The organism is Streptomyces sp. NPDC007162, from assembly GCF_040634175.1.
Lineage (GTDB): Bacteria > Actinomycetota > Actinomycetes > Streptomycetales > Streptomycetaceae > Streptomyces.
The window spans coordinates 1-10783 of the sequence record NZ_JBEYFC010000311.1; the positions used below are offsets into that span (position 1 = coordinate 1).

At 72.3% G+C, this 10783-nt stretch carries 9 protein-coding genes; 3 read left to right on the forward strand and 6 right to left on the reverse strand.

Annotated elements, in window-relative coordinates; translation table 11 throughout:
* Both ABZ646_RS29770 and ABZ646_RS29775 read left to right on the forward strand, forming a co-directional pair.
* Positions 1 to 430, forward strand: a 430-nt coding sequence (locus ABZ646_RS29770; RefSeq protein WP_360525428.1) for a molybdopterin-dependent oxidoreductase, incomplete at its 5' end; no start/stop codon positions are given.
* On the forward strand, positions 414 to 1037 hold the full coding sequence (locus ABZ646_RS29775; RefSeq protein WP_360525431.1) for a cytochrome b/b6 domain-containing protein: 624 nt from the start codon (positions 414 to 416) through the stop codon (positions 1035 to 1037). The genes ABZ646_RS29770 and ABZ646_RS29775, both read left to right, overlap by 17 nt.
* Before the next feature lie 26 nt (positions 1038 to 1063).
* Here ABZ646_RS29775 and ABZ646_RS29780 read toward each other — a convergent pair whose 3' ends face one another.
* Both ABZ646_RS29780 and ABZ646_RS29785 read right to left on the reverse strand, forming a co-directional pair.
* Positions 1064 to 2461, reverse strand: coding sequence for a gluconate:H+ symporter (locus tag ABZ646_RS29780; RefSeq protein WP_360525434.1), 1398 nt, complete (start codon positions 2459 to 2461; stop codon positions 1064 to 1066).
* 48 nt (positions 2462 to 2509) lie between these two features.
* The gene (locus tag ABZ646_RS29785; protein WP_360525451.1) at positions 2510 to 3031 is read right to left on the reverse strand and encodes a gluconokinase; all 522 of its coding nucleotides are present in this window, start codon (positions 3029 to 3031) and stop codon (positions 2510 to 2512) included.
* 150 nt (positions 3032 to 3181) lie between these two features.
* On the opposite strand from ABZ646_RS29785, the gene ABZ646_RS29790 reads away from it, so the two are divergent.
* Positions 3182 to 3883 (forward strand): FadR/GntR family transcriptional regulator, encoded by a 702-nt coding sequence (locus ABZ646_RS29790; protein ID WP_360525436.1) that lies wholly within the window; start codon positions 3182 to 3184, stop codon positions 3881 to 3883.
* Positions 3884 to 3888: 5 nt separating this feature from the next.
* On the opposite strand, the gene ABZ646_RS29795 is transcribed toward ABZ646_RS29790, so the two are convergent.
* From ABZ646_RS29795 to ABZ646_RS29810, 4 genes are all read right to left on the reverse strand, one after another.
* A complete protein-coding gene (locus ABZ646_RS29795; protein ID WP_360525439.1) occupies positions 3889 to 4314 on the reverse strand; it encodes a YchJ family metal-binding protein in 426 nt (141 codons plus the stop codon).
* A gap of 14 nt (positions 4315 to 4328) precedes the next feature.
* On the reverse strand, positions 4329 to 5702 hold the full coding sequence (locus ABZ646_RS29800) for a M1 family metallopeptidase (RefSeq protein WP_360525442.1): 1374 nt from the start codon (positions 5700 to 5702) through the stop codon (positions 4329 to 4331).
* 80 nt (positions 5703 to 5782) lie between these two features.
* Complete coding sequence (locus ABZ646_RS29805; RefSeq protein ID WP_360525445.1) at positions 5783 to 9649, reverse strand: Pls/PosA family non-ribosomal peptide synthetase; 3867 nt, start codon at positions 9647 to 9649, stop codon at positions 5783 to 5785.
* A 341-nt stretch (positions 9650 to 9990) separates the two neighbouring features.
* A complete protein-coding gene (locus tag ABZ646_RS29810; protein WP_360525448.1) occupies positions 9991 to 10434 on the reverse strand; it encodes an ATP-binding protein in 444 nt (147 codons plus the stop codon).
* Positions 10435 to 10783: the final 349 nt, after the last annotated feature.

The following is a 10783-nucleotide window of genomic DNA, read 5'->3' on the forward strand; positions in this document are numbered from 1 at the left end:
CCTGCGGGCCCTGCCGCAGACCCGGCTGGTCAAGGACGTGCAGTGCGTGACCGGCTGGCGGGTGCCCGACACGCCCTTCGAAGGCGTGCGCCTCTCACACCTGCTCGACCTGGCCGGCGTCCGGGACACCGCCAGGGCGATCCACTTCACCTGCTTCGACGGCGCGTACACCGAGAGCCTCACCCTCGACCAGGCGCGCCGGGCGGACGTCCTGGTCGCGCTGCGTATGCAGGACAAACCCATCGGCCACGACCACGGCGGCCCGGTCCGCCTCTATGTCGCCCCGATGTACTTCTACAAGTCGGCCAAGTGGCTCTCCGGCATCACCGTCACCGACAAGGTGGAACCGGGCTACTGGGAGAAGCTGGGCTACGACGTCGACGCCTGGGTCGGCAAGTCGAACGGACGCGACGATGAGCCTACGAGCTGAGGCGCCGCCGGCCACGGACCGGCTGCACCGCTTCACCGCCGCCGAGCGCTGGGTGCACCGCACGACGGCCGCGCTGATGGGCATCTGCGTGGTGACGGCCGCCTGCCTCTACATCCCGCAGCTGGCGGTCCTCGTCGGCCGCCGCGAACTGGTGGTCCGGATCCACGAGTGCGCGGGTCTCGCGCTCCCGGTCCCGGTCCTGTTCGGCCTCGCCTCCCGCGCCTTCCGCAGGGACCTCGGCTTCCTGAACCGCTTCGGCCCGCACGACCGGCTCTGGCTGCACGCCGCCCTGGCCCGCGACCGACGGCCGTCCTCCCGCCCGGCAGGCAAGTTCAACGCCGGGCAGAAGATCTACGCGAACTGGATCGCCGGCGCGAGCCTGGTCATGCTCGCCACCGGCCTGATGATGTGGTTCACCCACCTCACCCCGCTGATGTGGCGCACCTCGGCCACCTTCGTCCACGACTGGCTGGCCCTGACGATCGGCGTCGTCCTGGGCGGCCACATCGGGATGGCTCTCGCCGACCCGGAGGCGAGACGGGGTCTGCGCACCGGGTCGGTGAGCCGTGAGTGGGCCGGGCGCGAGCATCCGCTGTGGCGGCCGTAGCGGACGGTCCGCCGCTGCCATGCCCGCTAGATCACCAACGACAGGAGCAGGACCAGGCCGCCCGCCACCACGGAGATGATCGTCTCCATCACCGACCAGGTCTTGATCGTCTGGCCGACGCTCAGGCCGAAGTACTCCTTCACCAGCCAGAATCCGGCGTCGTTGACATGGCTGAAGAACAGCGAGCCCGCGCCGATGGCCAGTACCAGGAGCGCCGTGTGGGCGGTCGACATGTCGGCCGCCAGCGGGGCCACCAGGCCCGCCGCCGAGACCGTGGCCACCGTCGCCGAGCCCGTCGCGAGCCGGATCGCCACCGCGATCAGCCAGGCCAGCAGCAGCGCCGGGATCGACCAGTCCTTGGATATCTCCAGGATCATCTGGCCCACACCGCAGTCGATCAGCGTCTGCTTGAAGCCGCCGCCCGCGCCGACGATGAGGAGGATGCCCGCGATGGGCATCAGGCCCTTCTCGACGGTCACCGAGATTCGGTCCCTGGAGAACCCGGCGGCGCGGCCCAGGGTGAAGATGCCCACGATCACCGCCGCGAGAAGAGCGATCAGCGGGGAGCCGACGACGTCGAAGACGCGCTGGACGGTGTGCGCCGGGTCGTCGACGACGACGTCCACCAGGGCCTTGGACAGCATCAGCACGACCGGCAGCAGGATCGTGACGAGCGTGGCGCCGAAGCCGGGCCGCCGCTCCAGCTCCTCCGAGGGACGGGCGGCGATCATGCGGTCGGGCACCGGTACGTCCACCCAGCGGGCGGCGACCTTGGAGAAGAGCGGACCGGCGACGATCACGGTCGGGACGGCGACCAGGACGCCGAGGGCCAGGGTCACGCCCAGGTTCGCGTGCACCGCGTCGATCGCGACCAGCGGGCCGGGGTGCGGCGGCACCAGGCCGTGCATCACGGACAGACCCGCGAGGGCCGGGATGCCGATGCGCATCAGGGAGTAGTGGCCGCGCTTGGCCACCATCAGCACCACCGGGATCAGCAGCACGATGCCGACCTCGAAGAACAGGGGCAGCCCGATCACGGAGGCGATCAGCACCATCGCCCACGGCATCGCACGCCCGGACGCCTTCGCGAGGATCGTGTCGACGATCTGGTCCGCGCCACCGGAGTCGGCGAGCAGCTTGCCCAGGATCGCCCCGAGCGCGATCAGGACACCCACTCCGGCGACGGTGGTACCGAGCCCGGTGGTGAAACTGGTGATCACCTTGTCCAGCGGTGCCCCGGCGAACGCGCCCAGCGCGAGCGAGCCGATGGTCAGCGCCAGGAAGGCGTGGAGCTTGAACTTGGTGATGAGCAGGACGATGACGGCGATGCCCGCAAGCGCGGCGATGCCCAGGCGGGCATGTCCGGCCGAGGTGATGGGCGCGACGGTGTCCGCTGCCAGCATCTCGACGCTGAGTCTGGTCACGGGGGTTCCTTGTAGTTGTGCGGCCGACTGGGGGAGTGGTGACGCGGGTTACCGCGCGGTGAGGTCGGGAAGCGTGTCCAGCGCGCGGACGGCCCGGGCGGTGATCTCCTCGGGGGTGCCCGAGACGTCCACGGCGACACCCGGCTCGTCCGCCGCCAGCGGTTCGAGCGTGGCGAACTGGGAGTCCAGCAGCGCGGTCGGCATGAAGTGACCCTGCCGGTGCGACATCCGGTCCGCGATGAGCTTGCGGTCGCCGGTCAGGTGCACGAACACCACACCGGGCGCGGCGGCCCGCAGCCGGTCGCGGTACGACCGCTTCAGCGCGGAGCTGCTGACCACCCCGCCGAGCCCTTCCCGCCCGTGCGCCCAGGCGCCGATGGCGTCCAGCCACGGCCACCGGTCGGCGTCCTCCAGCGGGTGTCCGGCCGACATCTTGGCGATGTTGGCCGGCGGGTGGAAGTCGTCGCCCTCGGCGTACGGGACGCCGAGCCGGGCGGCGAGCAGAGGACCGATCGTGGTCTTGCCCGTGCCGGCGACGCCCATCACGACGATGACGTGGGGGGTCCGCATCACTGCCTCGCTGTCTTCCTCGACATGGGACACCGGCAGACGTCATCCGGTGTCGGCCTCACTGAAGCCCATTAGGTACGACGAATTCAAGAGCGTGTGACAAATAAGTCTGACTTTTTGGCTCTGTGATCCGCTCTGTACGCTGAGTGCATGAGCACACCGGGCAGGGGGCTGCACGGCCGCGTACTGGACACCCTCGGCCCCGCCATCACCGCGGGCGAGTACCCGCCGGGCAGCGTTCTGCGCACCGACGAACTGGCCCAGCACTTCGAGGTGTCACGGTCCGTGATGCGCGAGGCGGTCCGGGTCCTGGAGTCCATGCACCTGGTCGAGTCCCGCCGCCGGGTGGGCGTCACCGTCCGGCCCAGGGCCGAGTGGAACGTCTACGACCCGCAGGTGATCCGCTGGCGGCTGGCCGGCGCCGACCGCCCGCACCAGTTGCGCTCGCTCACCGTGCTGCGCTCCGCGATCGAGCCGGTGGCCGCCCGCCTGGCGGCGAAGCACGCCACGGCCGAGCAGTGCGCCGCACTCACCGAGTGCGCGCTCGGCATGGTGGCCAACTCCCGCGGCCACCGCCTGGAGCAGTACCTCGTCCACGACATGGCGTTCCACCGGGTGATCCTCACCGCGTCCGGCAACGAGATGTTCGCCCGGCTCGGCGACGTCGTGGCCGAGGTCCTCGCGGGCCGCACCCACCACGAGGTGATGTTCGAGGACCCGGCCCCGGCCGCCGTCACCCTGCACGTGCAACTCGCGGAGGCGGTACGGGAGGGCGACGCGGACCGCGCCGAGCAGCTGACCCGCGCGATCACCGTGGGCGCCCTGGAGGAACTGGACGTGCTGGCGCCGTAGCGCCGCTACGCGTCGGGGAAGTCACCGTCCACGTACACCCACGCCCCGTCCACCCGTTCGAACCGGCTGCGCTCCAGCAGGGAACCGCCCCGGTAGGACGCGCGGAAGGTCACCGTGCCGGTGGTGTGGAACGCCGAGCCGTCGGTCGTCCCGAGGATCTCGAGACCCGTCCAGCGCATCGCCGGTTCGAGGTCCAGCCCTGGCGGACGCGTCCGCGGATGCCAGGTCCGCAGCAGGTAATCCGCGTCCCGCTCGACGAAGGCGCTGTAACGCGAACGCATCAGCCGCTCCGCCGTGGGCGCCGCCGCCTCGCCCCGGTGGAACCGGCCGCAGCACCCCTCGTACGGCTCCGGGAGTCCGCAGGGACAGGTGGTGCCGTGAGCCGGTGCGGGGGCGGGCTGCCGCCGGGACTGCGGGGTACGTCGGGCCATGGGCCTATTTTCGCCTACGCCGACTCGGCACTGGTGGGCGGCTGTGCCGGGCGCGCCGGGAGCGGCTGGGTCGGCAGCGCGGGCAGCGCCGTGCGGTGCACCCAGGCGTCGAACAGCCCGTCCAGCGGCTCGTCCGCGAAGCGGTTGACGTGTGCCGTGAAGGTCGCCGTCGTCACCGCCCCGCCCCGGTGCAGCCCCGTCCAGGCCCGCAGCATGTGGAAGAACCGGTCGTCGCCGAGCGCGCAGCGGATCGCGTGGATCGTGACCCCGCCGCGCTCGTAGAGCCGGTCGTCGAACATCGCCTTCTTGCCGGGGGCGGCGATCCGGATGTCCTGCGGCAGCCCGGACAGCAACCGGTGGGCGACGGCCGCCAGTTGCTGGGCGCTACGGCCGCCGGACCGCTCCGACCACAGCCACTCCGCGTACTTGGCGAGCCCCTCGTTCAGCCAGATGTGCCGCCAGTCCGCGATGGACACGCTGTTGCCGAACCACTGGTGCGCGAGCTCGTGCGCCACCAGCCGCTCCGAACCCCGCGCCCCGTCCACGTGGTTGGCGCCGAACAGCGACAACCCCTGCGCCTCGACGGGGACGTCGAACTCCTCGTCGGCGACGAGCACGGCGTACTCGTCGAAGGGGTACGGCCCGAACAGCCGCTGGAACAGGTCCATCATCGCGGGCTGGCGGGCGAAGTCCCGGGAGAACTGGGGCAGCAGCTGGGCCGGTATGTGCCCGTGCATCGGCACCCCGCCGAACCCCGGGTCGCCGAGCAGCACGGTCTGGAACTTGCCGATCGCGAGGCTCACCAGGTAGCTCGACGTCGGCGCGGCCTGCTCGTACACCCAGGTCGTCGTGGACGCCTTGGTGGTCCGGGTGAGCAGCCGGCCGCCGGCCACCACCGAGTACGCCGACGGGCAGGTGACCGAGATCAGGTAGGACGCCTTGTCGGCCGGCCGGTCGTTGCAGGGGAACCAGGAGGGCGCGCCGATCGGCTGGCTCGCCACCAGCGCGCCGTCCGTCAGCTCCTCCCAGCCGATCCCGCCCCAGGGGCTGTTCACCGGCCGCGGGTTGCCCGACCAGTGGATCTCCACGGTGAACGCGGCACCGGCGCGCAGCGGCTTGGCGGGCTTGATCCGCAGCTTGCCGCCCCGGTGCGTCCAGTGCGGCTGGCGGCCGTCCACCCGGATCCGGCCGATCTTGAAGTCGGCCAGGTTCAGCTGGAACTCGGACAGTGCGGCGCGGCCCGCGATCGCGTTGATCCGGGCCATGCCGGACAGGCGGTTGGGTCCGGGCCGGTAGTCCAGCGTGAGCTCATAGCGATGCACCCGGTACCGGGCATCGCCGTTGTCCGGGAAGTACGGGTCCGGACCCGCTGACTGCTGCACTGCCACTTCCGCGTTCGCTCCCTGCGCTGTGCTCGAACCGTCTCTCGGTGCGCCGACGCCCGCGGCCACCGTCGGACGGCCCGCGCTCAGGGACGCCATGCCTCGATCGGGTTGCCGAGCCAGCGGGTGTCGTCGGGGACCGACTCCGCCGCCATGACGAGCGACGCGGGACCCAGGGTGGTACGGGCCCCGATCGTGCTGCCGGGCAGCACGATCCCGCCAGGGCCCAGCGTGGCGCCCTCACGGAGAACCACAGTATCCGTCCGCAAGATCCGGTCGTGGAAGAGGTGAGTCTGCAGGACACAACCGCGGTTCACGGTGGCCGCGTCCTCCAGGGTCACCAGATCGGTCTCCGGCAGCCAGTAACTCTCCACCCAGACACCCTTGCCGATGCGCGCACCGAGCCCGCGCAGCCAGGCCGTCATCACCCCAGTACCCGGAACCGAGCCGGCCAGCCACGGCACCGCCAGCACCTCCACGAAGGTGTCCGCCAGCTCGTTGCGCCACACGAACGAACTCCACAGCGGGTGCTCCCCGCTGCGGTGCCGCCCGACCAGCGCCCACTTGGCCACCACCGAGACCAGGCCCGCCACCGCACCGGCGCCCAGCAGCACCGCCCCCGACAGCACCGGCGCCCACCCGCCCAGCGCACACAGCGCGGCGACCGTCAGCCCCGCCAGCGCCACCGAGCACAGCACCGGCACGATCCGGCACGCCTCCACCAGCGCCCGCGCCCACAGCAGCCGTGCCGGCGGCTCGTAGGTGCGGCTCTGGTCGCCGTCGGCCGCGCTGCGCGGCAGCTTCACCGGCGGCAGCCCCAGGTACGAGGTGCCCTTCTTGGCCTTCTTCGGCGTCGCCGACAGCACACCCACCAGACCGCCGTCCGGCACACTGCGCCCCGGAGCGGTCATCCCGGAGTTCCCGAGGAACGCCCGCCGCCCGATCTCCGCACGGCCGATCCGCACATACCCGCCACCGAGCTCGTACGGCGCGGTCAGCGTGTCGTCGGCCAGGAACGCGCCCTCGCCGACCGTCGTCAGGCTCGGCAGCGCGAGCACGGTCGACACCTCGGCACCCCGCCCGATCCGCATCCCGAGCAGCCGCAGCCACACCGGCGTGACCAGACCGGCGTACAGCGGGAACAGGGTGTCGCGGGAGCGGTCCATCAGCTGGGACACGGTCCACGCCTGCCAGCCGACCCGGCTGTGCGTGGGATGCGTACCGACCCGCAGCCCCGGGCTGAGCAGCCGGACGGCGACCAGGATCAGCAGGGCATACGCCAGCCCGAACGCGAGGGTGGCGGGGACCAGGGCGGACGCCGCACCCCGCAGCGCCTCGGCCGGCGAGTCCCCGGGGGCCACGAAACGGCCGGCGACCAGCAGCGCCGCGGCACCGGAAAGCACCGGAAGCGCACTGAGCCCGAGACCGGTCAGGCCGTACATCACCCGCCAGTGGGTACCGCGCCGCGGCCGCTGCTTCGGCCAGTTCCGCTTGGCCTTGCCCAGCTTGACCGCCGGGGCGCCGGCCCAGCGCTGACCGGTCGGGACCTGCCCGGTGACCGCCGAGCCGGGGGCCACCTCGGCGCGCTTGCCGACCCGGGCACCGGGGAACAGCATGCTGCGGGTGCCGACGACCGCGTGGGCGCCGATCCGGACCGGGCCGATCACCAGCCGGTCGCCGTCCAGCCAGGAGCCGGACAGGTCCACCTCGGACTCCACGGCCGCACCGCGTCCCACCTTGAGCAGCCCGGTGACCGGCGGCAGCGAGTGCAGGTCCACCTCGGGACCGATCCTGGCGCCCAGCGCCCGCGCGTACCGTTCCAGCCAGGACCCGGTCAGCGTGGTCGCCCCGGCGGACTCAGCGAGCCGCTCGGCCGTCCACAACCGCAGGTGCACCGAGCCGCCACGCGGGTACCGGCCGGGCTGCACGCCGCGCAGCAGCAGCCGCGCGCCACCGGCCGCGATCGCGATCCGGCCGGGCGGGGTGAACAGGGCCACGGCCCCGAGACCCACCAGCCACCAGGGCGCGGTGGGCAGCCAGCCGTATCCGGACAGCAGGTTGCCGAGGGCGGCCAGCACCAGCGTCCAGCGCAGCCCGAGCAGGGTGAACAGCGGCAGCAGCGCCATGAGCTGCACGAACCGGGCACGGCGCGGCACCGGCACGATCGTCCGCCGCGCGCCGTCGTCCTGCGCGGACGCCTCCAGCCGGCGGGCCAGCTTGCGCAGCACCGGCTGCTGGTAGATGTCGAGGACGGCCGCGCTCGGGTAGCGGGTGCGCAGCCGGGTGGTGAGCTGGGCGGCGGACAGGCTGCCGCCGCCGATCGCGAAGAAGTCGTCGGAGGCGCTGCTCACCGGGGCGCCGAGGACCTCGGTCCACTGCTCGGCCAGCCACGCCTCGGTGCCGTACAGCTGCTCGGCCGGGCCGCCGGTGGCCAGGCCTTCCAGGGGCCACGGCAGCGCGTTGCGGTCGACCTTGCCCGAGGTGCGGGTGGGCAGCTCGGCCACCGGCGCCAGCAGCGGTACCAGGGCTGCGGGCAGCTCGGCGCGCAGCTTCTCGACGGCCGCCGCCTGGTCCCAGCCGTCCTGGGTGACGACATAGCCGACCAGCAGCTGGTTGCCGCCGCGCGCGGTCCGCACGGCCGCCGCGGCGCCCGCGACACCGGGCAGCGCCTGGAGGGCCGCGTCGACCTCGCCGAGCTCGATCCGACGGCCGCCGAGCTTGATCTGCTCGTCGGCGCGCCCGAGGAACACCAGGCCCTCGCGGTCGGCGCGCACCAGGTCACCGCTGCGGTACGCCCGCTGCCAGCCCAGCGACGTGAGCGGCGCGTACTTCTCGGCGTCCTTCTCGGCGTCGAGGTAACGGGCCAGGCCGACCCCGCCGATCACCAGCTGGCCGCTCTCGCCCATCGCCACCGGCTCGCCCGCGTCGTCCACGACGGCGAGTTCCCAGCCGTTCAGCGGCAGTCCGATGCGGATCGGCTCCCCGCCGGTCATCAGGGCGGCGCAGGCGACCACGGTGGCCTCGGTGGGCCCGTAGGTGTTCCAGACCTCGCGGCCCTCGGTGACCAGCCGCTGCGCCAGCTCCGGCGGACAGGCCTCGCCGCCGAAGATCAGCAGGCGGACGTCGTTGAGGGTCTCGGGCTCCCAGAGCGCGGCCAGTGTCGGCACGGTCGAGACCACGGTGATCTCCTGCTCGACCAGCCAGGGCCCGAGGTCGGCGCCGCTGCGGACCTGGGAGCGGGGGACGGGCACCAGACAGGCGCCGTAGCGCCAGGCGAGCCACATCTCCTCGCAGGAGGCGTCGAAGGCCACGGACAGGCCCGCCATGACCCGGTCGCCGGGGCCGATCGGCTCCTCGGTCAGGAACAGCGCGGCCTCGGCGTCCACGAAGGCGGCGGCGCTGCGGTGGGTGACGGCGACGCCCTTGGGCCTGCCGGTGGAGCCGGAGGTGAAGATGATCCAGGCGTCGTGCCCGATGCCGGGACGGCCGGCGGTACGGGCGTCCGCGCGGCGCACCTCGATCTCCAGACCCGCGCCGAGCACGGCGGCGACCTCCGCCTCGCCGAACACCAGGGCGGCCCGCTCGTCCGGGTCCTCGGCGTCCACGGGGACATAGGCGGCACCGGCCGCGAGCACGCCGAGCACGGCGACGTACAGGTCGTTGGTGCCCGACGGCACCCGGACGCCCACCCGGTCGCCGAGTCCGATCCCGGCCCCGGCCAGCCGTCGCCGCAGCCGCTCCACCTCCACTGCGAGCGCGCGGTAGGAGAGCTGGGCGGTGCCGTCGTCCAGGGCGGGCTCGTCGGGATGGGCCCGTACACTTGCCTCGAACACGTCCACGAGCGTGCGCGGCGACGCCGCCGCCCCGGCCGAGAAGCGCGCCGTGTTCCCGAACTCCTCGCGGATCTCCTCGTCGAGCAGGCCGAGAGCACTGCTCTCGTCAATCGCTGCCATCCGGTCCTCGCGTCTCGTTCCCGGAACCCTCCGGGGTGCCGGCGGGCCCTCAGGTCTGCCTGGGGTTGTCCGGCTCCGGCTGGGTACAAGCCGGAAATATTAGTACGACGCTAGGCTCCCGGTCCGCTCGCGGCCACCGGAGAGCAGCCGTTCGGGGCACTCGCTTGAATCTTGAAAAACCCCTGACCAGGGGTTCTCCGCCCGCGACGAGAGATGGCCCACACAGCGTGATGCGGGCCAACTCGGTGTGTCCGGGGGCGGGTACGACGACGGCCGGTGCCGTGGCGGGGAGGGGAGAGAATCGCCGCGGAACCGGCCGTCGTCGTGGGGCGGGCAGTTCCTCACACGGCGCTGACCTCGGCCCAGATGGACTTGCCCCAGGGCAGGTTGCCCACGCCCCAGCGGCCCGAGCACAGCGCGTCCAGGATGAGCAGGCCGCGCCCGCGGTCCCGCTCCACGGAGATGGGCCGCAGCCGCGGGTGGCGGCTCAGCGGGTCGTGCACCTCGACCCGGGTCCGGGAGCCGTCGCTGTCGATGACGAGCCGCACTGGATCGTCCGGGTCGGTCTCGTAGCGCAAGGAGTTGGTGACCAGCTCGCAGGTGACCAGCGCGACGGCGTCGATGTGGTCACGGGAGGCGTCCGGTAGGTGGTGCGTGATGAAGTCACTCACGTACCGCCGTGCCGCCCCGGCCGACTGGGGTTCGCTCGCCAGTAACAGGACCGGCGGCGGGGCGACTTGCAGTGCACGGGGTTCGGTCGTGGTGCTCCGCTGGCGTTCGATCATGTGGATCCCCTCACGGGCATGTCCCAACGCAGGCACGGTGGTTCGCCATGCGAGTGCGGTCACTTTCGTATTTCCCGGATTCATGGTGCCTTCCCGGCACAGTCGATCGCAATACGTACCGCATGATGTGAAAAATTGCGCACCGACTCGAGAGAGTTGCGGCACAAGTCGTCAGTCGGTGGCGAGGGTTGGGGCGGCACGGCAGACTGTCGGGCAGTTCACCGGAGAGAAGGGGGAACCCGTGAGCACGCCCACGGTGCGCCGGCGTCGGCTCGGTGCGAAGTTGCGCGACCTGCGCGGCGAACTCACCCTCGACGAGGTCGCGGAGCACTCCCAGGGCGCGTTCGTC